Origin of the sequence: Streptococcus sp. HMSC078H12 (genome assembly GCF_001814615.1) — a bacterium.
Lineage (GTDB): Bacteria > Bacillota > Bacilli > Lactobacillales > Streptococcaceae > Streptococcus > Streptococcus salivarius_F.
On record NZ_KV817303.1, the window covers coordinates 1 to 20,058 of the forward strand.

The 20,058-nt window shown below is 40.4% G+C and carries 30 protein-coding genes and 1 other RNA gene; 5 read left to right on the forward strand and 26 right to left on the reverse strand.

Translation table 11 applies throughout. The features are described 5' to 3' along the window. Nucleotides 1-75: 75 nt before the first annotated feature. The 7 genes from HMPREF2979_RS00005 to ffs all read right to left on the reverse strand — a co-directional run bounded on the left by HMPREF2979_RS00005 (nt 76) and on the right by ffs (nt 5,136). Entirely contained in the window at nt 76-750 is a 675-nt protein-coding gene (locus HMPREF2979_RS00005) for a rhomboid family intramembrane serine protease (protein WP_070654491.1), read from the reverse strand. Then, complete coding sequence (locus HMPREF2979_RS00010; RefSeq protein ID WP_002885624.1) at nt 741-1,268, reverse strand: 5-formyltetrahydrofolate cyclo-ligase; 528 nt, start codon at nt 1,266-1,268, stop codon at nt 741-743. Before HMPREF2979_RS00010 ends, HMPREF2979_RS00005 begins: the two co-directional genes overlap by 10 nt. Before the next feature lie 68 nt (nt 1,269-1,336). Beyond that, nucleotides 1,337-2,470: an N-acetyldiaminopimelate deacetylase gene (locus tag HMPREF2979_RS00015; RefSeq protein ID WP_002885806.1), complete on the reverse strand. Its 1,134-nt coding sequence runs from the start codon at nt 2,468-2,470 to the stop codon at nt 1,337-1,339. Between the two features lie 77 nt (nt 2,471-2,547). Beyond that, on the reverse strand, nt 2,548-3,246 hold the full coding sequence (gene dapD, locus HMPREF2979_RS00020) for a 2,3,4,5-tetrahydropyridine-2,6-dicarboxylate N-acetyltransferase (RefSeq protein WP_002886999.1): 699 nt from the start codon (nt 3,244-3,246) through the stop codon (nt 2,548-2,550). A gap of 85 nt (nt 3,247-3,331) precedes the next feature. After that, complete coding sequence (locus tag HMPREF2979_RS00025; protein ID WP_070654493.1) at nt 3,332-4,084, reverse strand: HAD family hydrolase; 753 nt, start codon at nt 4,082-4,084, stop codon at nt 3,332-3,334. A gap of 112 nt (nt 4,085-4,196) precedes the next feature. Beyond that, nucleotides 4,197-5,036 carry a methyltransferase domain-containing protein gene (locus HMPREF2979_RS00030; RefSeq protein ID WP_070654495.1) on the reverse strand — a complete coding sequence of 280 codons (840 nt, stop codon included), beginning with the start codon at nt 5,034-5,036 and terminating at the stop codon, nt 4,197-4,199. Between the two features lie 14 nt (nt 5,037-5,050). After that, nucleotides 5,051-5,136: signal recognition particle sRNA small type (gene ffs / locus HMPREF2979_RS00035), an RNA gene on the reverse strand. Between the two features lie 320 nt (nt 5,137-5,456). Between ffs and HMPREF2979_RS00040 the strand changes: the two genes are divergently transcribed. Genes HMPREF2979_RS00040 through HMPREF2979_RS00050 form a run of 3 tightly spaced genes read left to right on the forward strand, consistent with a single transcriptional unit; the run spans nt 5,457 to nt 6,104 of the window. Then, a complete protein-coding gene (locus tag HMPREF2979_RS00040) occupies nt 5,457-5,615 on the forward strand; it encodes a class IIb bacteriocin, lactobin A/cerein 7B family (protein ID WP_002885650.1) in 159 nt (52 codons plus the stop codon). A 19-nt stretch (nt 5,616-5,634) separates the two neighbouring features. Then, nucleotides 5,635-5,802, forward strand: coding sequence for a class IIb bacteriocin, lactobin A/cerein 7B family (locus HMPREF2979_RS00045; protein WP_070654497.1), 168 nt, complete (start codon nt 5,635-5,637; stop codon nt 5,800-5,802). Between the two features lie 47 nt (nt 5,803-5,849). Continuing rightward, complete coding sequence (locus tag HMPREF2979_RS00050) at nt 5,850-6,104, forward strand: hypothetical protein (RefSeq protein ID WP_070654499.1); 255 nt, start codon at nt 5,850-5,852, stop codon at nt 6,102-6,104. Nucleotides 6,105-6,190: 86 nt separating this feature from the next. On the opposite strand, the gene tadA is transcribed toward HMPREF2979_RS00050, so the two are convergent. From tadA to HMPREF2979_RS00080, 6 genes are all read right to left on the reverse strand, one after another. Continuing rightward, nucleotides 6,191-6,709 (reverse strand): tRNA adenosine(34) deaminase TadA, encoded by a 519-nt coding sequence (gene tadA / locus HMPREF2979_RS00055; protein WP_014635105.1) that lies wholly within the window; start codon nt 6,707-6,709, stop codon nt 6,191-6,193. Nucleotides 6,710-7,478: 769 nt separating this feature from the next. Continuing rightward, nucleotides 7,479-7,871: a single-stranded DNA-binding protein gene (locus HMPREF2979_RS00060; protein WP_037601494.1), complete on the reverse strand. Its 393-nt coding sequence runs from the start codon at nt 7,869-7,871 to the stop codon at nt 7,479-7,481. Between the two features lie 90 nt (nt 7,872-7,961). Next, nucleotides 7,962-8,585, reverse strand: coding sequence for a YtpR family tRNA-binding protein (gene ytpR / locus HMPREF2979_RS00065; protein WP_070654501.1), 624 nt, complete (start codon nt 8,583-8,585; stop codon nt 7,962-7,964). 31 nt (nt 8,586-8,616) lie between these two features. Continuing rightward, on the reverse strand, nt 8,617-9,141 hold the full coding sequence (locus HMPREF2979_RS00070; protein WP_070654503.1) for a hypothetical protein: 525 nt from the start codon (nt 9,139-9,141) through the stop codon (nt 8,617-8,619). Nucleotides 9,142-9,144: 3 nt separating this feature from the next. After that, nucleotides 9,145-9,459 carry a thioredoxin family protein gene (locus HMPREF2979_RS00075; RefSeq protein ID WP_002887006.1) on the reverse strand — a complete coding sequence of 105 codons (315 nt, stop codon included), beginning with the start codon at nt 9,457-9,459 and terminating at the stop codon, nt 9,145-9,147. Next, a complete protein-coding gene (locus HMPREF2979_RS00080) occupies nt 9,456-9,740 on the reverse strand; it encodes a DUF4651 domain-containing protein (RefSeq protein ID WP_070654505.1) in 285 nt (94 codons plus the stop codon). The genes HMPREF2979_RS00075 and HMPREF2979_RS00080 overlap by 4 nt, the downstream gene beginning before the upstream one ends. A gap of 99 nt (nt 9,741-9,839) precedes the next feature. On the opposite strand from HMPREF2979_RS00080, the gene pepA reads away from it, so the two are divergent. Then, nucleotides 9,840-10,907, forward strand: coding sequence for a glutamyl aminopeptidase (gene pepA, locus HMPREF2979_RS00085; RefSeq protein WP_013991256.1), 1,068 nt, complete (start codon nt 9,840-9,842; stop codon nt 10,905-10,907). A gap of 15 nt (nt 10,908-10,922) precedes the next feature. Then, nucleotides 10,923-11,693, forward strand: coding sequence for a pyrroline-5-carboxylate reductase (gene proC / locus HMPREF2979_RS00090; RefSeq protein WP_048674215.1), 771 nt, complete (start codon nt 10,923-10,925; stop codon nt 11,691-11,693). A 26-nt stretch (nt 11,694-11,719) separates the two neighbouring features. Here the strand turns inward: proC and HMPREF2979_RS00095 are convergent, their stop codons facing one another. The 13 genes from HMPREF2979_RS00095 to comGA all read right to left on the reverse strand — a co-directional run bounded on the left by HMPREF2979_RS00095 (nt 11,720) and on the right by comGA (nt 20,001). Then, nucleotides 11,720-12,382, reverse strand: coding sequence for a CPBP family intramembrane glutamic endopeptidase (locus HMPREF2979_RS00095; RefSeq protein ID WP_070654507.1), 663 nt, complete (start codon nt 12,380-12,382; stop codon nt 11,720-11,722). Between the two features lie 112 nt (nt 12,383-12,494). Beyond that, nucleotides 12,495-12,941, reverse strand: coding sequence for a hypothetical protein (locus HMPREF2979_RS00100; protein WP_021144682.1), 447 nt, complete (start codon nt 12,939-12,941; stop codon nt 12,495-12,497). A 77-nt stretch (nt 12,942-13,018) separates the two neighbouring features. Then, complete coding sequence (locus HMPREF2979_RS00105; RefSeq protein ID WP_048674218.1) at nt 13,019-13,675, reverse strand: CPBP family intramembrane glutamic endopeptidase; 657 nt, start codon at nt 13,673-13,675, stop codon at nt 13,019-13,021. Between the two features lie 11 nt (nt 13,676-13,686). Continuing rightward, complete coding sequence (locus tag HMPREF2979_RS00110) at nt 13,687-13,884, reverse strand: helix-turn-helix transcriptional regulator (protein WP_002885716.1); 198 nt, start codon at nt 13,882-13,884, stop codon at nt 13,687-13,689. 250 nt (nt 13,885-14,134) lie between these two features. After that, nucleotides 14,135-15,328, reverse strand: a complete 1,194-nt coding sequence (locus HMPREF2979_RS00115; protein WP_064520917.1) for an acetate kinase — start codon at nt 15,326-15,328, stop codon at nt 14,135-14,137. 56 nt (nt 15,329-15,384) lie between these two features. Further along, the gene (locus HMPREF2979_RS00120) at nt 15,385-16,341 is read right to left on the reverse strand and encodes a class I SAM-dependent methyltransferase (protein ID WP_014635116.1); all 957 of its coding nucleotides are present in this window, start codon (nt 16,339-16,341) and stop codon (nt 15,385-15,387) included. Nucleotides 16,342-16,385: 44 nt separating this feature from the next. Further along, the gene (gene comGG / locus HMPREF2979_RS00125; protein WP_021144683.1) at nt 16,386-16,703 is read right to left on the reverse strand and encodes a competence type IV pilus minor pilin ComGG; all 318 of its coding nucleotides are present in this window, start codon (nt 16,701-16,703) and stop codon (nt 16,386-16,388) included. Further along, the gene (comGF, locus tag HMPREF2979_RS00130) at nt 16,681-17,118 is read right to left on the reverse strand and encodes a competence type IV pilus minor pilin ComGF (RefSeq protein ID WP_070654508.1); all 438 of its coding nucleotides are present in this window, start codon (nt 17,116-17,118) and stop codon (nt 16,681-16,683) included. The genes comGG and comGF overlap by 23 nt, the downstream gene beginning before the upstream one ends. Next, nucleotides 17,105-17,335 carry a competence type IV pilus minor pilin ComGE gene (comGE, locus tag HMPREF2979_RS00135; RefSeq protein WP_013991265.1) on the reverse strand — a complete coding sequence of 77 codons (231 nt, stop codon included), beginning with the start codon at nt 17,333-17,335 and terminating at the stop codon, nt 17,105-17,107. The genes comGF and comGE overlap by 14 nt, the downstream gene beginning before the upstream one ends. Nucleotides 17,336-17,366: 31 nt before the next feature. Continuing rightward, on the reverse strand, nt 17,367-17,795 hold the full coding sequence (gene comGD / locus HMPREF2979_RS00140; RefSeq protein WP_261787264.1) for a competence type IV pilus minor pilin ComGD: 429 nt from the start codon (nt 17,793-17,795) through the stop codon (nt 17,367-17,369). After that, on the reverse strand, nt 17,755-18,069 hold the full coding sequence (gene comGC, locus HMPREF2979_RS00145; protein WP_037611125.1) for a competence type IV pilus major pilin ComGC: 315 nt from the start codon (nt 18,067-18,069) through the stop codon (nt 17,755-17,757). The genes comGD and comGC overlap by 41 nt, the downstream gene beginning before the upstream one ends. Before the next feature lie 8 nt (nt 18,070-18,077). Continuing rightward, entirely contained in the window at nt 18,078-19,178 is a 1,101-nt protein-coding gene (gene comGB, locus HMPREF2979_RS00150; RefSeq protein WP_148132211.1) for a competence type IV pilus assembly protein ComGB, read from the reverse strand. Further along, nucleotides 19,060-20,001, reverse strand: coding sequence for a competence type IV pilus ATPase ComGA (comGA, locus tag HMPREF2979_RS00155; protein ID WP_002887018.1), 942 nt, complete (start codon nt 19,999-20,001; stop codon nt 19,060-19,062). Before comGA ends, comGB begins: the two co-directional genes overlap by 119 nt. Between the last annotated feature and the right edge of the window lie 57 nt (nt 20,002-20,058).

The following is a 20,058-nucleotide window of genomic DNA, read 5'->3' on the forward strand; positions in this document are numbered from 1 at the left end:
CGGAGCGAAACGGACTTAAAGTCACAAAAATATAAAAACCATCGAACATGACATTCGATGGTTTTTTCATATGACTTAAAGATAGTTAAACCCTAGAAGAATCAGCAATAGTAACAGGTAGGTTAAAAGGGCTGTAGAACGCCAACCTTTACTAAATAAGCGACTTTCAACCTTATTGGCCAAAAAGATAGCTGCAAGAGCACCTCCAACTAAACCACCAAGATGGCCTGTAATCCCAACACTAGGTGTAAACAGGTTGAAGATTAAGTTTATGACAATCAAAGCCAAGTAATTGCGACCTAACTGATTAAGCAAAGGACTATGACTATAGTAGCCAAGAATCACAACAGCCGCAAAAAGTCCAAACAAGGATGTCGAAGCACCAGCTGCAATAACATTAGGCGTAAAAAGTAAGGTAAAGGCATTTCCCATAACACCAGCTAACAAATAGAGCCCTAGAAAACGTAGAGTCCCAAAAATCTGCTCAGCCATTTTCCCCATAAAGTAAAGGGCAAGCATATTAAATAGAAAATGCTCAACACCTATATGCACAAAAATTGGTGTTACAAGACGCCAGAGGTTCAGTGGGCTGTACTGAACAAAAGCACCATACATAGCCCCCATCTTAAAGAGGCTCAAAGGCGAGGTCGCTTGAAAGCCGTTTAAGAGATATTGACAGATAAAAGTCAACGTCGTAAGCCCCAACAATAGATAGGTTGCTGGGTATTTCTTCCACTCATTTATTTGCATGTGACGACCTCCTTAACAGGAATATCATAGCTGTCTGGTTGAAAATCATGTTTCTGGCAAGGATAAACCGTACTAACGGTCTCCCCTTCAAAATCAGACAAATAGCGGTCATAGTAACCTGCTCCGTAACCAATGCGATAGCCTTCATCATTGAAAACTACTCCTGGCACATGAATCAAATCAATCTCTGATTTTTCCACAGCCAAATCAGACGCAGGTTCCATCAAGCCAAAAGAAGTTGCAACAAGATTATCTGGATCATAATCCACAAAAATCATTCGACCTTGTTTATATGTTTTAGGAATCAAAAGTCGTTTACCATCCTTTAAAGCCTGATTGATTAAAAGACTGGTATCATATTCATGAGGAAAAGACAAATAAGTTGCAATCACCTGGGCATCTTTATAAGCAGGTAAGGCAATCAATTGCTCCAAAAGATATTTATCTATCTTAGCCTTAGTCTCAGGATCTTGTGAAGTTAACTGAGCCAAGACTGTTTTTCTAAGTTCATTTTTCATAGGTTTATCATATCAAAAAAGCTACCAAAAGTCAGACTTGGTAGATTTTTTAGCTGTATCAACTAAGGTTAGGCTTCTGCCTTGTGTTTAAGGAATTTTCCAATTTCAGCCACTGCAAAAGCGAGGGCATCTTCATTTGGACTCATCTTAGGATGGTGAAGTGCATATGGCGTGTCAATTCCCAACCAGAACATGACACCAGGAACCTTACTAAGCAAATAACCAAAGTCCTCTCCAGTCATAGCTGGTGGACAATCAATCAGGTTAACCTCTGGGCTAGCATCAAAGAAAGCCATCAACTCTTTGGCCAAGGCTGGATTATTTTCCACAGGAAGATAACCACCTTGTTTCAACATGATATCCACTTCCATACCAAAGCTAGCTGCTACGCCCTCTGCAATCTGGCGCACGCGCTTCTGGATAAGGAGACTCATTTCCTGAGTAAGGGTACGAATAGTTCCATAAACCTCTGCAGTTTCAGCGATAACATTGTTAGTAGTTCCTGCATGGAAAGAACCAAAGGTAACTACCCCACCCTGGATAGGGTCAACATTACGACTGACAATTGTTTGCACCTGAGTAATAAAGTAAGAAGCTGCTACAAGGGCATCATTGGCCTCATGTGGAAAGGCAGCATGTCCACCTTTCCCCTTGAAAGTAACGAGGACTTCACAAGTCCCAGCAAAAAGGGTGCTTGTGTTAGTCGCAATATCACCTACCTTGAAATCCGGACGGACGTGGAGCCCATAGAACTCATCTGGCAACCAATCTCCAAAGGCACCGTCCTCATACATAAGCATACCACCAGCTTCATTTTCTTCAGCTGGTTGGAAGAGGAAGAGCATGTTATTTTTAGGCTGTACTTGAAGCATCTGATCCAAAAGACCAAGTGCCGTAGTCATGTGCATATCGTGTCCACAAGCATGCATACGACCTTCATGAGTAGACTTGAAGTCAAGACCTGTTTCCTCTACGATTGGGAGACCATCAATATCTGTACGCCAACCAATAGTCTTTTCAGGAGCATGCCCGTGAAGATAGACAAGAATCCCTGTACGCCAAGTACGTTGCTCCACAAAGTCCTTACCTTCAGTCATTTCAGCAATACGCTCTAAGAGATAAGCCTGAGTTTTAAATTCTTCCAAACCAATTTCAGGAATTTGGTGAAGGTCTCGTCTGATTTTAATTAAATCAAGTGTCATGTTTTTATCCTTTTTATTTGTCTTATTTTATAGAGAATCTAGAAATAGAGGCCCTACAGGCCTCTACTATCAATATGTTACAAGTTACGCAAAGCGTCTTCAAGTGCTGTTTTTTGTTGTGTTTTTTCATCGATTTCCTTGATGATACGAGCTGGAACACCAGCTACAACCACATTTTCAGGAACATCTTGAGTAACGATAGCTCCAGCAGCAACGACTGAACCGTTACCAACTTGAACACCTTCAATAACAACAGCATTGGCACCAACAAGAACGTTGTCACCGATACGAACTGGGTCTGCTGAAGCTGGTTCAATCACACCAGCAAGGACCGCACCTGCACCGATGTGGCTGTTTTTACCAACAGTAGCACGACCACCAAGGATAGCACCCATATCAATCATAGTACCAGCACCAATTTCAGCACCGATATTGATTACAGCACCCATCATAACGACAGCATTGTCTTCGATAGTTACTTGGTCACGGATAATAGCACCTGGTTCGATACGTGCATTAAGGTGACGTTTATCAAGCAATGGAACAGCTGAGTTACGGCCATCTTGTTCCACAACATAGTCCTTGTTTTCAGTCAAATTCGCAAGAAGTGGTTCGATATCTTTCCAATCTCCGAAAAGAACGTTACCAAGTTTAGTGACAGAAGCTGGAACAGCAGTTGCCAATTCCCCTTCAAAAGTTACCTTAACATTCGTTTTCTTTTCAGCATTACCGATAAAAGCGATAATTTCTTGTGCAGACATTTTTTGTGCAGTCATGAGATTCTCCATTCACATAAAGTTAGGAATTATTATACCAAAAATTCTGATAATTGTCTTTGCTTTTGCCAAATACAGTGTATTTTTATGTAAAATTGGTCTTTAGAGCTTCTATATCAGTAATCACTCGGTCTGGCTTGATTGGGGAATTCTCCAACTCTCGAGGAGAATAAGGGAAGGTATTCAGCAAAATACCATCGATCCCAACTGCTTCAGCCACAGCAATATCAGTCGTTAAGTCATTTCCAACCATGACAGTCTCAGACGGGTTTAACCCATGATCATCCAAAACTTGCTTTAAAAATTCAGGTTGAGGCTTACAGATACCGGCATCCGAAGACAAGTAAATAGCATCAAAATAAGGTCTTAAAGCCATTAAATCAATCTCAGCGTTAGTAAAGGCTGCTTGAGCATTAGACAAGAGATAAATCCGACAGCCCTGCTCTTTTAGAAAGGCTAGCACCTCCTTGGTATGGGGATAAGCCGTCACATGTTTGCGAGATAAGACGCGAAAGACCATTGCTATCAATTGTCCCCAATCTTCCGGCTGATTAGAACTACTAGACTGAGGCCGAGCATCTACATAAAGCTGGTTAAAAATGTGGGCTAAGTCAATTTCTGGATAAGCAACACCTTTGAGCTCTATTAACTCCTTACGGGCCTGATCCACGCGCTTAGCATAAGCCTTTTTAAGAGCCTCACCCTCATAAGCCGCTCCATAAGCTTGATATAGCTGGCCTAGTTTATCCCATAACACAGGATCCTTCTCATCGGTTAAGATATCAACCAAGGTACCATAAAAATCAAAAATGTAGTTCCTATAGGCTCTATTTTTCATCGCTTTTTACCCAATACTGAAACTTTCTTACTTATTGCTCTCATCATACACCTTTTAGGAAGACCAAACAAGCTAACTGAGACATTTTCCCATCAAAAAATCCCAACGACTGTTAGGATTGCTTATCATCTCTAATACGACCAATCAGCAGTTCTCCTGCAACGGTTAATTGCGTCACTGAAGTCAAGTCCAAAGTCTCCTTATTGGCATGAAAGAAAAGAGGTGTCATCTCAGCAAATGTTTGAACATGCTCTGATGGCATAGACCAAGTCTTAGCAATCGTCACACGCTCTAAAAGGTCACAGGACTCTTGAAAATGTTCCAGAACATCCTGGTTCGAATAAGCCTGCGCCTCCGGTAACAATTGGCGAAACTCTTTAAGATGATCCTCATGAGGAATAACCTTAAAAATCAAGCCATGATCAGACAAAAGTCGTCCAAATTCTTGATAATTAGCTGGTGAAAAAATATCTAAAATCACATCAATACTGTGTTCACGTAAAGGCAACTGAGCCAAATCTCCAACAAACCAAGCTACATTTTTCCGAGGATTTTGACGAGCCGCAAGAAGGATAGAATCCTTAGACAAATCAAAGGCCATGAAATCCTTGTCAAACTCTTGAGCCAACTGACGGCTATAATAGCCCTCACCACAAGCAACATCTAGAACGTGCGAGTGTCCAGGAAGGTCACGCAAGCGCTCTGAAATCACCTCCAGGATAGGATCGTAATAGCCTGCTACAAGAATCTGACTCCTCTTTTCAAAAGAAGCCATATCATAGTGCTTATCTCCCTTAGTCTGTCTCAAAAAATTGACAAAGCCCTGCTTGGCGATATTAAAGGTATGCCTATTCTGACAAACCAAGCTAGACAAATCCAAATGCATTGGCGCCTGACAGATAGGACACGCAAAAAGACTCTCTTGATCTTTAAAAACACTAAATTTGGCCATAAATCCTCCTTAACACAAAAAAAGAGCACACACCTGAAATCGCTTAGGGCTGCTGGATTCCTCCCCTGACCCGCTTCACGCACAGATGTTGCTCCGAAAAATATTATACCATAAATTGAAGTGATTGCAAGTAGAGAACTTATGATAAGACTAGCTAGACCTACCCCTATCAATCCCTATTATCTTCTTCTGTCAGTATAAACTTCGATAAAACATAAGACTTACCATGGTGACATTTATGTCACTACTTTTTTATTTCTCGACACCTTATAATAAATCCATAGCTTGAGGAAAGCACCAAAAGCTAGTGACATGGCTGACTTTATTTAAAGGAGAAGTCATGTTTAACATATCTCTTAACTCGTGGTGAGAGGGTATGAGATTTAAAAACTCACCAAAAATAAAAAAAGGAGAATGACAATGATTAATAAAGAAATGAAGGCAGCTGACCTAGCCTCAGTAACAGGAGGCGGATGGAAGACCAACCTCGCCATTGGAGGGCTCTGCCTAGCTTCAGGACCTATTGGAACTATGGTATGCCTTGGAGCCTACAATGGCTATATGGACTCTGCACGATAAAAGAAAGGATATATGAACAATGACTAAGACCATTAACAATCGTAAAAACATGACTACTCAAGAACTTGAAGCTGTATCAGGTGGAGTGGTTCCTTGGGCCGCTATTTCTGTTGGCATGGCTGCTGCAAAACTAACTTATGATCTTAGCTATGCCGCAGGTAAATCTTTCTATAACCTCACTCACTAACTAACAGAACTCGGCTGACATCTCAAAGATTTTGAGGATGATAACTCATGAAACATATAAACAATCAAACAAATGATACTACTGCTAATCAATCACCTAAAACGAATAATTATTTACTCGTAAAAATAGCTTTAGCTGGAATTATCAGTAGCCTACTTCTGATACTCCTAATCAACATTATCTTTCATGTACGATTAGGAACACCAATTATTGATACTAATTTGAAGTCCGCTTTTGGTACTCTGATTCTCTTTATGCCTATTTTTCTTTTAACAAGAGAGAAAGAAAAAAATAAAGCATAGAAAGAGTGACCTAAATTGCCTTCAGGAAAACAAAAATACTCTTCTTCCATTAAAAAGTGCAAGTCCCTTTGGACTTGCACTTTTGTTTACATATCTTGCCTTGTTTCCAATTTAGCCAATCGTTTGGCTTCTTTTTTACGTTCACGACTCTGACGGAAAAAGTCTTGCATAATCTTAGCACACTCTTCCTCCATGACACCAGTCTCTACTTCTACACGATGGTTGAGACGCTCATCTCTTAGGATATCGTATAGGCTACCCGCACCACCAAACTTTTGATTGCTTGCTCCATAGATCACTTTAGGAATACGAGCCAAGCCAATTGCCCCACTACACATGACACAGGGTTCGATGGTTACAAAGAGGGTACAATCTAACAAACGCCAATTGCCCACAGTCCTATTAGCCTCTTGAATAGCCATGACCTCCGCATGCATGATAGCTTGATTGAGCTCCTCACGTGCATTGTGCCCACGACCTATGACTTCGCCATCTTTAACGATGACACAGCCAATTGGAATCTCTGCTTTATCTAGAGATTTTTCGGCCTCCTTAAGAGCTTCAGACATAAAAAAGTCTTTCTCTTCTTGGGTAAAGTCAAGCATTAGTGTCACTCCCGTTCCAAGATTTGCGAGACAATATCTCACTTAGTCCTTCTATTATAGCATAAGAAAAGAAATACCGAAGACCTCCATTTTAAAGGACACAAAAAAAGCTAAGACGAATCATCCTAGCTTCAAACACATTAGTCTGGTGAGTCTTAGGAATCACACCAATGTGTTCCCCCAAGGCTAGACGAAAAGTCAACGACCGCTTAACATCCTAATTCATATGTCAGTCGGAGTGTCATAGTCAATTGTCTGTGAAATCATTATATAGGCCTAAGGCCTCACAACGATAAACAAAAATGCAACTGTCTCAAACAATTGCAAGGATAGCGTTATAGTTGTGATATTTCACACTTTCCTTCCAAACAAATAATGCCTACTATAAAAGTAACTTTTATAGCTTTTTCCTTACCCACCTATAGTTTATCATGAAACCTCTATCATTTAATTTAAAAATCGGTAATAAAACAATGATATACATTAGAAACAACTGTTAATTGTATGCATTCTTTTGAATATTTTGCTTAACACTTAAAATGTTGGTATATCAACCTTTTAGAGCTTCATAAACTATTTTTTCTAGTCTATCTACACTATTAAACACCTATCATCCTAAGTCTTATCTAATTTTACTGTTTATTAGTCTAACAAGTGTTTAATATTTTATCTCCAACAATTCTTTAAAACAAGGTATGGAACAAGATAATGATTTTTTAGAGAGGTTGCTTCAAAGATAGGAGACCTAGATAGCTAGTCAAAGGATAAACTAGAAGGGAAGTTCTTCTTCCAAGACGAGGTCAGCCAAGTCATTATCAGGATTATTTTCCCTAACAGCACGCTGAGCACGACTCTCCAGAAGCTGGAAAGAGGAACAAAGCACTTCAGTAACGTAATGGGTTTGACCATCCTTATCGTACTTACGGGTACGAAGCTCCCCATCAAGAGAAATTAAACTCCCCTTGCTAGCATAAGATACTAAGGTCTCAGCCAAACGCCCCCAGACAACCACTGTAATAAAGTCAGCCTCACGCTCACCATTTTGCGTCTTATAGCGACGATTAACCGCAACTGTAACACGTGTAAAAGACCTATCGCTAGCAGTCTTAACCATTTCAGGAGTCGCCGTCAAACGTCCAATTAAAATAACTTTGTTATACATTTTTTTACCTCCACCTATCTATTCGTAAGCGGAAGTAAAAAAATAACTGATTACAAAAAAAGAAGCAACAATTATTGCTCCTTCTACTATTTAACCTTTCCAGTGTTTAGCTGGATCAAAAGCCTCTCCGACTACTGCTGAATCATCAAGTTCAATAATACCACGTTTTTGTGGGGCATTTGGAAGTGCCAACTCACGTGGGGCGCACATCATACCATAACTATCTTCACCACGAAGTTTTCCTGGGAAGATAAGGGCACCGCTAGGCATCATAGCACCAGGAAGAGCTACAATAGTTTTAAGCCCAAGCGCTGCGTTTGGTGCTCCTGCAACGATTTGGACCTTCTTATCACCGATGTTCACTTGGCAGATGTTAAGGTGATCGCTATCTGGATGTGGAACCATTTCATCAATTTGTCCAACCACAAAGACTGGTCCTTGTGTGTTTTCCAAACGCTCTTCAAAGCCCTCTTTAGCCAATTCCTCGTTCAAGACAGCTACATCTTGGTCTGACAAGAAAACTTGACCATTACCTTCGATATTAATGAGGCTTGATGCTTCAAAAATATTCCAAGCAAGAGTCTTACCTGTTTCATCAGCTGTGACACGCGCCACTTTACCTTTACGTTCTACGCTACGTTTGATGTCCTTAGTATCTTCCAAGATAACCAACAAAACGTCGCCAACTTGTTCCTTATTGTATGCAAAAATCATGGGTTCTCCTTCAATAGTTCTTTTATAGATTTTAAAATCGACTGACATGCCAAGAATCGTCATTACTACCATAGCGATAACTAATCTTGTCAATTTTCCAGTCACTCTCTGTTAATTTTACGATAAATTGTTTATGGTACCAAAAGTCATTCCCATAAGAAAATTCGAGAAACATCTTAGCCTTACTCTTCATAATAAACTTAACTCGACAGGGCTCTAACACAAAATCATAGGTGCCCGGAGAACCAAAAGAAGCTGAAAAACCTCTTTTATAACAGTTATCAGTCAAGTGTTTTTGAGCTAAAGGAGTCAACTTCACTTTAAATTCATCAAATAACTCCATTTCTCCAGGAATAGTTTGATGTGTAGGAAGATTATTTTCCTTTTTGTAGGTGTTTATTTCTTGGTGTTTTAGGAAGATATCACTTTCAATTTTGGAATGCTCTACTAAAATTTGGCATAATTCTTCGATAATCTCCTCATTTTTTTCTGTCAGATACTTTTCTTTAGTTTCTGAAATATCAAGAGAGATATTAGGAAAGTGATTGATTTTCATCTTTTAAATCTCCGACAAAAAGGCATTGATTTCTTCTTTGGTTTTACGAGCTTTATTGACCAAGCGTCCCAATTCCTGACCTTTCTGAGTCACGACAAAACTTGGAATACCAAAGATATTCCAAGTTTGTGCCAAAGCCATATAATCATCACGGTTAACACGCACAAAGGTCATATCTGGATGGAGGGCTTCAATTTCAGGCATAACGGGATAGATGAACTGGCAGTCTGGACACCAATCAGCAGTGAAAAAGAAAACCACCTTTTGATCACTTTCAACATAGCTTGCCAATTCTTCAAGATTCTTAGGAATAATCATGCCTGCTCCTCCTCATAGGTCAAGATATCCTCTGCATAAACAAAGCTATAGGCACGTCCATCCTCTAAGACGATACCTCCTGTAAGCTCTGGATTCTCCTTATCAGTGGGATTTGTATAAAGGACTGCAATGGTCCCCAGGTGAGATAATTCTTGTCTAATATCTTGGATTAATGCAGCCTTCTTCATTTCTGCACGTGACTGTCTATACTTCTCTGCCATTGCCAAGAGACCTAAAGCTCCTACGCCTCCAGCAAACAAGGCCAATGTTTTACGTTTCATAAGAAACATTTTACCATAATTTTAGACGAATGGGGAGAGGCTACCTATCTCTTGAGAATCGTGCTAAAATAGTAGAAAGTACTACTCAAGGAGGATTTTATGACTACCCTATTTGACAAAATTAAAGAAGTAACCGAGCTCAGTGCTACTTCAGGCTTTGAAGCTCCTGTACGCGACTACCTTCGCAAAAACATCACCCCACTTGTAGATGAGGTCCAAACAGATGGTCTCGGTGGTATTTTCGGTATCAAACATAGCCAAGCAGAAAATGCCCCTAAGGTGCTTGTGGCTGCCCACATGGATGAAGTTGGGTTTATGATTAAGGAAATCAAAGCAGACGGGACTTTCCGTGTCGTCGAACTTGGTGGTTGGAACCCACTGGTTGTCAGCTCACAACGCTTCACCCTACACACTCGTGACGGTCGTATCTATCCTGTCATCTCAGGTTCAGTTCCACCTCATTTCTTACGTGCTAGTGGCGGAGCTTCAAGTCTTCCTAGTGTTTCTGATATCGTCTTTGATGCTGGTTTTGCCAACCAAGAAGAAGCAAATGCCTACGGTGTTTTCCCAGGTGATGTCATCATTCCTGAATCTGAAACGATTCTCACAGCCAATCAAAAGAATGTCATTTCTAAAGCTTGGGATAACCGTTATGGTGTTCTCATGATTCGTGAACTCTTGGAAAACGTTAAGGATCAAGAACTCAATAATACTCTAATCGCTGGTGCCAATGTTCAAGAAGAAGTTGGTTTACGTGGTGCCCATGTCTCTACCACTAAATTTGATCCTGAAGTTTTCTTTGCAGTGGACTGTTCTCCTGCAGGAGATATCTATGGTAATCAAGGTAAGGTAGGCGATGGTACCCTTATTCGTTTCTTCGATCCAGGTCACATCATGTTGCCCAATATGAAAGATTTCCTTTTGACTACAGCTGAAGAAGCTGGTATCAAATACCAATACTACTGTGCTGCGGGCGGAACAGATGCTGGTGCCGCTCACTTGCAGAATGCTGGTGTTCCATCAACAACTATCGGTGTTTGTGCCCGCTACATTCACTCGCACCAAACCCTTTATGCGATGGATGACTTCCTAGAAGCACAGGCCTTCTTACAAGCTATTGTTAAGAAGTTGGATCGCTCAACAGTAGATTTAATTAAAAACTACTAAGACAAGGAGTAACCCATGATTATAGGTTTTATCGGTGTCGGAAAAATGGCGACAGCCATTATCAACGGCCTAAATACAAGCTCACATCGTATCATTATTTCAGGGTCTTCCTTGGCTCGTTCACGCCAGCTTGCAGAGGAACTAGAGGTTGAAGCGGCTGCTTCCCATCAGGAATTGTTGGATAATGCTGACCTGGTCATCCTTGGTATCAAACCTCAAATGTTTGACAAGGTACTAGCCGGTCTCAATTTTCATCAACCTATCATAAGTATGGCTGCTGGAGTGACCTTAGAACGCCTTGCTTCCCTCACCAGTCCAGACCTTCCTCTTATTCGTATCATGCCGAACCTTAATGCTCAGATCCTCAAAAGCACTACTGGTCTTTGCACTAATGATAAGGTATCCGAGGACCTTTTGGCAGTTGCCAAGGAAATCACAGACAGTTTTGGAACCACTGTTGAATTGGCTGAGAAAGACTTTGATACCTTTACTGCCCTAGCAGGTTCTAGCCCTGCCTACATCGCCCTCTTTATCGAGGCTCTAGCCAAGGCTGGTGTCAAAAATGGCCTAAGTAAGCAGGTCGCTCTGACCATTGCCACACAGACGGTTCTAGCTACTGCTGAAAATCTCAGTCTTGGTAGCGACAGTCCACATGATCTTATTGACAAGGTCTGTAGCCCTGGTGGGACTACTATCGCCGGTCTCATGGAACTTGAGCGTACAGGCCTCACCCATAGTGTAGTTTCAAGTATTGATACAACCATTGCTAAAGCCAAAAAACTATAAGAAAAAAGCTCGGAATCTTCCGAGCTTTATTTGATATATGGCGCTAAAAATTGTAAGAGTAACAACATTGAAACCGCAATACTATTGTTAATGATATGGGCCATGATACAGTACTCTAACTTTTGAAACTTACGATATGCTATTCCAAGGGCAAGACCCATACCTGCATATACAATCCAAACACCGATACTATTCGGCATATGAACAAGGCCAAAAAGTAAACTACTAACAATCAAGCCAACAATAGAATCTGGATTAAAGACGCGTCCCATGAGGAGCCCGCGAAAAACCAGCTCTTCCACAATTGGTGCCATAATTACTGTAAACGTTATGAGAAGGAAGGGATTCATATGGGCATTTTCTATGGCTGCCTGATTGGTGCTATTACTAACACCTTCCATCATCATGACTATAGAACCAATCCTAGTAACGATATAAATACCTAGGTAGGTCAAGCCAATCATACCCCAGACCTTCAGGGAAGAAAGGGCCTTAAAGCCTTCGAAAAGCCCAAGATGTTTTCCTAAGAAAAGAGCTCCTGCGCTCATAAGAAGCAAGACAAAAATTAAGAGACAGACCAGCCTTATATCTTTGACACCTAAATAGATGGTTGGAACTTGATCAATAATTAGTATTAGGAAAGCTAGTAAAAAATAAAGAAAGCGTTTGAGAATTGACCCTTTGTTCATGAGAATCCACCTCTTTTCATCATTTATTTGTATCTTTATTATAATACAACAAAACTTGTTTGACAAGACAAAAAGAAAACGAAAGAGGAGTTTTTCAAGATAATATAGGCTCTTATCCTATTTTAGATAGGATGAGACGAATAAGAGCAAATCCCAATACTAAGCCATAGAGCAAGACTGATAAGACTGTAACATATGGCAACTGAATATTGACAAAGGCATATAGGGCAATCAAAGCAAAGATAAGCAAAAACTCTAAAATCAGAGTTGCAACTGCTGTCGCCATTAAAATCTGTTTATTTCGCTCATCATAGGCAGCAATATACATCTGGTGAAGACGTTTAGGATGAGTAAGCGTCGCAAAATAATAGATTGACAAAACATAAACCCCAATGGTAAGTCCTAAAACTAAGCCTAGAGCATAATCACTAAGACTGTTAGAGCGAACAATAAATAATCCCAAAATACCCAAAGAAAAGAAAGAGCAGGCTACTCGTGTAATGTATTTCTTAAATTCGGCCTCTGTTTTTCTATTTCCTAATAACATTTTTATTAACATATCTTAACACTCCCTTTATTATCCTTTATAAGAGCAATATAACTTTTTTCACTGACAACTTTAAACACTTATTCACCTTAAACGAAAAGGCTGAGTAGTACAACTATGCTATTGTTTAAGATATGGACACCCATACTGTACTCGATACGCTTAGTCTTATAATATGTTATCGCAAGACCAGCTGACATAATACCATAGATGACAATTGTCTGAAGCGTAAATGCTGAGTGACCAGCCATAAAGAGAAGACTGGAAATAACAAGACCCGTCTTAAAGTATTTTCCAAAGAGCACCTTGGCTAAGAGTCCTCTAAAAATGATTTCTTCCATAATCGGAATAATAAAACCGGCGACTACTAGGTAAAGATAGAATGGTACGTGGGCAAAGATAGCATTTAAAGCATCTTGATTTTCCATAGTCGCATTGTGTGTTAACTGACCAATAAAATACCCTAGAAGATCACCTAGGAAAAAGATGACGAGATTAAGAGAAGCAATCGCAACGAGACGTCTCCAATTAATCTCTTTAAGCGATAAGAGTTTAAATCTATAAGCAATCACGATAAAAATAGCCAAACTCCCTAATGCCCAAATACCGTAACCTATTTGCTCCACAAGTGAAAACTTACCATCCTGAGTAAGTAGCGGGAAAGCACCTAATAGTGTTAAATCTAAGATTAGTAGAGTGAGCGCTAAAACAATAACACCAATTTTCTTCATGACTTGTTTAAACATATCTTTTCTCCTTAATCTTCCTCAAAAATAAAGACTTCTTCAATAGTCTTTCCAAAATATCTAGCAATTTTAAAAGCCAGTTCCAACGACGCATTATAGCGACCTTTTTCGAGTGAAATGATGGTCTGCCTCGTGACCCCCATCTCATCTGCTAACTCTGCCTGACTAATCTTATTAGCCTTGCGAAGTTCCTGAATTTTTGTTTCCATGTGGCACCTCAACCTTATCGTTTATTCTCAAATAGTTAAACTCCTTACTTTTCTTTGTTAAGTTAACTTTACATTTATAGTATAGTTCACTTTACATGTTTTGTAAAGTCTTTTTTACATTTTCTGTAAAGTTTTCTTTACTTATAGAATTACACATAAATAGAAATATTCGAATGATTCTGTCAGTGCATTCAAAAAAGCTAGCCAATCACTCAGCCAACTTTTCTGGTCTTATCAAATTTTTGATAACTTATTTAGTTTTAAGGCGCTCAACATCACGCGCAATCACCAACTCTTCATCTGTTGGGATAACAAATACTTTAACAGCTGACTCTGCTGTTGTAATGTCGCCTACATGTCCAAAGACATTCTTTTCAGGATCCACTTCAATACCAAACCAAGTGAGACCATCCAAAACTGAAGCACGAACTTCTGCCGAGTTTTCACCAATACCTGCTGTAAAGACGATAGCATCCGCTCCGTTCAACACACCGAAGTATTGAGCAATGTATTTACGCAAACGATCCACATAAAGATCATAGGCCAAGGCACATTTTTCATCACCAGCATTTTTTCCCGCAATGATATCACGCATATCGCTTGATTTTTCAGAAATACCAAGGAGACCTGATTCCTTATTAAAGACGTGACGGATACGCTCAGCATCAGCCATTTCAGGCTCACGGTCAATAACGAATGGAATAATTGCAGGGTCAAGATCCCCAGTACGTGTTCCCATCATAACGCCACCAAGTGGTGTCAAGCCCATTGATGTGTCTACTGATTTACCACCATCAACGGCAGTAATTGAAACACCATTTCCCACATGGGCTGTGATAATCTTAGTTTCTTCAATTGGCTTACCTAACAACTTAGCTGCTTCTTGAGAAACATATTGGTGGCTAGTTCCGTGTGCTCCATACTTACGGACTTGGTAGTCTGTATAGTAACGATTAGGCACTGGATAACGGTAGGCCACTTCTGGCATAGATGTATGGAAGGCTGTGTCAAAAACAGCAACACTCGTAATATCTGGGAGGAGCTCCTTAAAGGCACGAATTCCTGATGCAGCACCTGGATTATGTAAAGGCGCCAAGGCTGACAATTCTTCAATCTTAGCCAAAGCTTCCTCATCAACCAAGCTTGATTCTTTGAAGTATTCCCCACCAGCAACTACACGGTGACCAACACCTGTAATTTCATCATAACTCTTGATAATGTCAAAACGAATCAAGTCATCAAGCAAGATTTTAACTGCCTGAACATGGTCAGCAATATCTAGAGTTTGCGATTCTGAACGGTCATCAAATTTTACTGTTGAAACAGAATCTTTCAAGCCGATACGTTCAATCAAACCCTTAGCAAGAACAACTTCATCTGGCATCTCATATAGTTGCCATTTCAAGCTTGAGCTTCCTGCATTAATTGCTATTGTTTTTGTCATAAGCCACCTCTTTGTAAAACGCTTTCAATAATATAGTCCTATTCTAACATGTTTTGCTAGAAAATGGAATTATCTGATTTCCATTTTTGGAAATTCTCTGTAAAATCTTTGAGGACCTCTGGGTTTTGCAAATCACTAAGTGGATAAACAAAGGTCTCAGGAGCATTTTCAGTTTGTTTTTTAAGCACAAAGATAGACTTCATGTTATGTTTATTGCCAAAAGCTGCTTCTGGAAGAGTGATAACGGCAATAATATCAGCATATCCTGATAGCCATTTCTTAAGCAAATCACTTTGTGGGCTTGTCAAAAGATTAGTTGGTGCCAAAAGAATAGCAATACCATCTTTCTTCAGGTACTTGAGTGATTGCTCCATGAGAAGGTGATGGGCATAGGTGTGTTCACCGGTTGCTGCAACCTTGAAACGACTCGCAATCTCATCATTTGGGTAATAACCAACAGGTAGGTCACTGATAATAACATCACTCTCTTTGAGAATATGTGGTCGAACAGCATCTTCTTGAATGTAAACTGCACTTGAATTCACCACATCAGCAATACTAGCTGACAAATCGATAAGGAGATCGTCAACTTCCATTCCCATATAATTAAGGGTTTTCTGACTATTATTTAGAAGAGTCTCAGCCAAGTTTCCTGTCCCCGAACCAATCTCCAAAACATCTAATTGGTCATCCTTGGTCAACCCTTCGAGTAGGTAGAGGATGATAAATCCAATAGCATCAGGTGTAAATTGGTGATTGGCTTGTAAGGCTTCCAATTGCCCTAGTTTGATAAACAAGAACTGAAAAGCACGACGCCACTCCTCTTTACTTAGATCAAGAGCACGTAATTTCTCGTTGTTTTTGATGATGACTTCATTAGCTACCTCAGCCCCCAAATAATAGGAATTTTGCTCAATAAGCGCATCGTAAGCATGGGTTCCAAGATCATTTTCAATGGTTTGGACATTTTCTAACAACAGCTCAAAGGCTGTCTCAATTGCTTCAAAATTCATGATTTCCTCCGTCCTTCTATCATATCAAAAAGGAAAGAGAATTTCTATTTCTGCTCCTGCTTCTTCACATAACGATAGGTCTTGATTTGGCCTTTACTGGCAACTCTAACAATCACTTGTTTGTCCTTAACCTCATAAGTCGTAGTTCCCTGAGAGAAACTAAAAGCACCTGCTTCCTTGTCCGCCAAGTCCATGGTCATCTCTGCCATGAGACGACTTTGACTGGAGATCATTTGCGCTTGGTTCTGTCTAGAGCTAGCAACCACCCGCTCCAGATAAACATGCAGAAGAAGTGTGAAAATGCCAGCCATAAAGAGAGCGTAGAGAAGAACGCCTCCCCTAACCTGTTTTTTCAAAAGCATAAACAAAACTCCTTTGTAGCCCATTTTTAAGAGTCACTTGGATGGTGACTATCTGGTTATTTTGACTAATTGTACTAGCTTTTACATTGAAAAGCATTGGTTGGTAGCCTCGACCGTCAGCATTTGTTTTTCGAAAATCAGTAGCACTTGAAAGTCCAAAAGCCAGGTCTTGATTATCCTGCTTAACATAGAGTTTGTTCCCTTCTACCTTTACCAACTGACAACCTTCTAATTCTGCCTCCATTTGTTGAACAAATAGAAGCCAGTCTTGGCTTTCTTGTTGCTTGATCTGCTTAACATTGCTCACCAATACTGTAGTCAGACCTTGATAAACTTGAACTGAACCAGCAATCACCAACAAGGCCACTAGACATTCCAAGAGGGTAAAGGCGCGAACCTTACTATTGAGAGACATGAATAATCTCCTTTCCTGATTCATAAACCGCGATACCTTGCTTGCTACGTTTTACTGTCACTGTGATGCCATTTAAGGTCAACTGATCCTGTTTGGTCTGAACTGCCATGGTTGCCACACTCAAGACCTCCTGTTGGTGGAGATTCCTAGCCATTAGCCTACGATTGGTATTGATCTGATCCAAGATAAGACCACTGACGAGTACTAAGACAGCCATTGCTACCAAGCTTTCGATAAGAATATAGCCTCTAAGAGACCGTCTTTTTATATTTACCGCTGCCCATGTTAAGCTGATAGGTCACCACCTCCTTATCACTTGAAAAACGAATCTTTGTGAGGCTAGAGTTGCCTCCTTTGGCATCAAACACTAGCGTCTGCCCCTTATCTAGATGTATCTTTTTAGGAATCACCAGACTTGATTTTCCGTTACTGATTTTATCCTTGGATAACTGCAATTCAACATTGGACCCTTCCGCCGCTGCCAAGCGCTGACTATCTCGGTATAGGTACTCAAAGCGCAGATAAAAAAGATTAGTCTCAACCTGCTGAAAAATACCTGTGACTGAGCCTGATAAACTCAGAGTGAGAAAGGCAACCACTGCTAGAGTCACCAGACTCTCCAACAAGGTGAAGGCTCTAATTGGCCACTGAGCGGCTTTCGCCACCATGTTTCGCATAGTAATCATTGTATGAATCTGCCTGTTTTTGCGTGATTTGACCTTCTGAAACAAGAGCGGCTAAGCTAGCTGTCTTGTTATTCTTCATTTCATAAAGTTCTGCTTGAGAATCCACGACCTTGACCACAGCCGCATTTCCAGTCTCTTTAACAGAATCCTTCTGCTTGCTCAAGTTAGGTACAAAGAGCAAAAGGAGAATACTGATAATGAGAAGCACGACCAGCATTTCAATCAGCGTAAAAGCACGTAATTTAACGGCATTCAATTTTTTCAACATCATTTTCATGACATCATTCCTTCCATATTTTGATACATTGGTAATAGCATGGCTGCATAGATCATTACAATCACGACAGCAACAATAACAAAAATGAGAGGTTGCACAAAGGTTGTTGCCTTATTAAGACGGTTAAAGAAAGCCTGCCAAACCTCTTCAGCATAGACTTCTAACTCATAGCCCAACCTAGCATTAGCCTCTCCATAAGCAATAATTAAGGATAGTTCCTTAGTGAAGAAAGGGTGACTAGCAATACGGTCAGGAAAACTCTGTCCTAGCATCAAGCCTTCTTCTAAATCAGCCCCCAGCTCACGAAAGAGCTTTGATTTTTGCTCTTTCATTAGGGCAACTAAGTCTAGCAAGTCAATACCTTGCCCTAAGAGATTTCCCCATTCCCTAGCATAATAGGCGGTCATATATAGTCTGACAGTTTGGCCTATAAAAGGGATTTTTGCCATTCGTCGATAAAAGACAAGGGCTGGCTGGCGTTTCACCCATAGATAGAGAATTAAGCTTAATACAAGCAGTCCGCACAAAGTCACAAAAAAGAGCTTGGGAAAAATCTGAACCAACTGTACAGCCCAATTCTCCTTACCATCTCCCTCTAACAGTTGAGGTAAAAGATAATTTTTGAGCCCCAACATAATCAGAATCAGGAAACCCAGAAGTAGAATAGGGTAGGTCGCTACCTCCATGAGTTTCTTACGAACCTTAGTCATACGAAGCATGTAGGTTTCAATCTTGGTTAAACTCCCTAGAAGATTACCATGCTTATCAGCAAGGGCAATCTGAGTAACAATATTGTCCGAAAAGCCCACTGCCGCAAACATCTGGTCCAACCTGTCGCCTCGCATTAAGCTCGCCTTCATAAGAGACAAGGACGATTCTTTCAACAAGTGACTTCGCTCCAAAAAGGCTACGATTTCAGTCAAGGTAAACCCTGCCTTTAAAAGTTGTTTGAAAAGCTGGATAACCTTGAGTTGCTGATTAATCTTTAATTTTTTCCCCTTGAATATCCCCTTCTGTGAGATATCCTTGTTTAACCAAGCCTTCCAACTGCTGGTTCCAGCTGGTTGACGAGTGGCTTTGGAAATTTTCACTGGCAAAATCAATCACACCTCCTCCCTTAATCAGACGCATGTAGGCAATCCCTTGAAGGGCATTATCCAACTCGGACTTATCTACACCAAGGTCCAGAAGACGCTCATAAACACCTGCCACACTCTTTGCGTGAATAGTTGAAAGAACAGTCACTCCCGTCAGACTAGCTCTAATAACCGCTCGAGCAGTCTCCTTATCTCGAATTTCTCCAATAATCAAAACATCCGGGCGGTGACGCAGTGATAGCTTAATCAAATTATCATAGGTCATGTCAATTGCTTGATTCACCTGAAGTTGCAAAACATTATCCTGTTTAATTTCCACAGGATCCTCAATCGAAATCACCTGCTGCCCCTTAAAACGCTCCTGAACCAACTCATGCATAAGCGTAGTCTTTCCAGAACCAACGGGACCTGCAAAGAGATATAAGCCACGATAATCCAAAGCATCCATAATAGGCTGGATTCCTTGATTCCAGTACACTAATTCTCGACGTTCGGAATGTAGAACACGAATAACTAAACTTTCTAAGCCACGATAATCCCCAACGGTAGACAAACGCAGAGAAACTCTTTGACCATCACCACAATCATAGTCACAGGAACCTAGTTGACTCCTACGCTTCTCACCCACCATCATTCCCGCCACAAATTTAAAGTGACCAATAAGACTAGCCATGAAATCAGGCCGATATACATCAATTAATCTCCTCTCCTGGCCAACTCGCATATAGAGCTCGTAATTATCCTGACGTGGAATGACATAGATGTCTTGAGCCCCACAACTATCAGCATTTTTGATCATTTCCTTAGCAAATTCTGTTACCATAAGGACCTCCTCATAGACCTATTCGTAAAAAGTTTAAGAAAATGAAAAAAAGCTCGA

Excerpts from the sequence above, each read along its gene's own strand:
- HMPREF2979_RS00005 (WP_070654491.1), bottom strand. The coding sequence starts at position 750 with ATGCAAATAAATGAGTGGAAGAAATACCCAGCAACCTATCTATTGTTG.
- HMPREF2979_RS00010 (WP_002885624.1), bottom strand. The coding sequence starts at position 1,268 with ATGAAAAATGAACTTAGAAAAACAGTCTTGGCTCAGTTAACTTCACAA.
- HMPREF2979_RS00100 (WP_021144682.1), bottom strand. The coding sequence starts at position 12,941 with ATGTTAATAAAAATGTTATTAGGAAATAGAAAAACAGAGGCCGAATTT.
- pepA (WP_013991256.1), top strand. The coding sequence starts at position 9,840 with ATGACTACCCTATTTGACAAAATTAAAGAAGTAACCGAGCTCAGTGCT.
- HMPREF2979_RS00030 (WP_070654495.1), bottom strand. The coding sequence starts at position 5,036 with ATGGCCAAATTTAGTGTTTTTAAAGATCAAGAGAGTCTTTTTGCGTGT.
- HMPREF2979_RS00015 (WP_002885806.1), bottom strand. The coding sequence starts at position 2,470 with ATGACACTTGATTTAATTAAAATCAGACGAGACCTTCACCAAATTCCT.
- dapD (WP_002886999.1), bottom strand. The coding sequence starts at position 3,246 with ATGACTGCACAAAAAATGTCTGCACAAGAAATTATCGCTTTTATCGGT.
- HMPREF2979_RS00105 (WP_048674218.1), bottom strand. The coding sequence starts at position 13,675 with ATGTTTAAACAAGTCATGAAGAAAATTGGTGTTATTGTTTTAGCGCTC.
- HMPREF2979_RS00070 (WP_070654503.1), bottom strand. The coding sequence starts at position 9,141 with ATGAAAATCAATCACTTTCCTAATATCTCTCTTGATATTTCAGAAACT.
- HMPREF2979_RS00080 (WP_070654505.1), bottom strand. The coding sequence starts at position 9,740 with ATGAAACGTAAAACATTGGCCTTGTTTGCTGGAGGCGTAGGAGCTTTA.
- HMPREF2979_RS00060 (WP_037601494.1), bottom strand. The coding sequence starts at position 7,871 with ATGTATAACAAAGTTATTTTAATTGGACGTTTGACGGCGACTCCTGAA.
- tadA (WP_014635105.1), bottom strand. The coding sequence starts at position 6,709 with ATGCTTGACTTTACCCAAGAAGAGAAAGACTTTTTTATGTCTGAAGCT.
- ytpR (WP_070654501.1), bottom strand. The coding sequence starts at position 8,585 with ATGATTTTTGCATACAATAAGGAACAAGTTGGCGACGTTTTGTTGGTT.
- HMPREF2979_RS00075 (WP_002887006.1), bottom strand. The coding sequence starts at position 9,459 with ATGATTATTCCTAAGAATCTTGAAGAATTGGCAAGCTATGTTGAAAGT.
- comGA (WP_002887018.1), bottom strand. The coding sequence starts at position 20,001 with ATGGTAACAGAATTTGCTAAGGAAATGATCAAAAATGCTGATAGTTGT.
- HMPREF2979_RS00040 (WP_002885650.1), top strand. The coding sequence starts at position 5,457 with ATGATTAATAAAGAAATGAAGGCAGCTGACCTAGCCTCAGTAACAGGA.
- comGD (WP_261787264.1), bottom strand. The coding sequence starts at position 17,795 with ATGCGAAACATGGTGGCGAAAGCCGCTCAGTGGCCAATTAGAGCCTTC.
- HMPREF2979_RS00095 (WP_070654507.1), bottom strand. The coding sequence starts at position 12,382 with ATGAACAAAGGGTCAATTCTCAAACGCTTTCTTTATTTTTTACTAGCT.
- comGE (WP_013991265.1), bottom strand. The coding sequence starts at position 17,335 with ATGGCTGTCTTAGTACTCGTCAGTGGTCTTATCTTGGATCAGATCAAT.
- HMPREF2979_RS00025 (WP_070654493.1), bottom strand. The coding sequence starts at position 4,084 with ATGAAAAATAGAGCCTATAGGAACTACATTTTTGATTTTTATGGTACC.
- HMPREF2979_RS00120 (WP_014635116.1), bottom strand. The coding sequence starts at position 16,341 with ATGAATTTTGAAGCAATTGAGACAGCCTTTGAGCTGTTGTTAGAAAAT.
- HMPREF2979_RS00115 (WP_064520917.1), bottom strand. The coding sequence starts at position 15,328 with ATGACAAAAACAATAGCAATTAATGCAGGAAGCTCAAGCTTGAAATGG.
- comGF (WP_070654508.1), bottom strand. The coding sequence starts at position 17,118 with ATGTCTCTCAATAGTAAGGTTCGCGCCTTTACCCTCTTGGAATGTCTA.
- proC (WP_048674215.1), top strand. The coding sequence starts at position 10,923 with ATGATTATAGGTTTTATCGGTGTCGGAAAAATGGCGACAGCCATTATC.
- HMPREF2979_RS00110 (WP_002885716.1), bottom strand. The coding sequence starts at position 13,884 with ATGGAAACAAAAATTCAGGAACTTCGCAAGGCTAATAAGATTAGTCAG.
- HMPREF2979_RS00050 (WP_070654499.1), top strand. The coding sequence starts at position 5,850 with ATGAAACATATAAACAATCAAACAAATGATACTACTGCTAATCAATCA.
- comGG (WP_021144683.1), bottom strand. The coding sequence starts at position 16,703 with ATGCTTTTGAAAAAACAGGTTAGGGGAGGCGTTCTTCTCTACGCTCTC.
- HMPREF2979_RS00045 (WP_070654497.1), top strand. The coding sequence starts at position 5,635 with ATGACTAAGACCATTAACAATCGTAAAAACATGACTACTCAAGAACTT.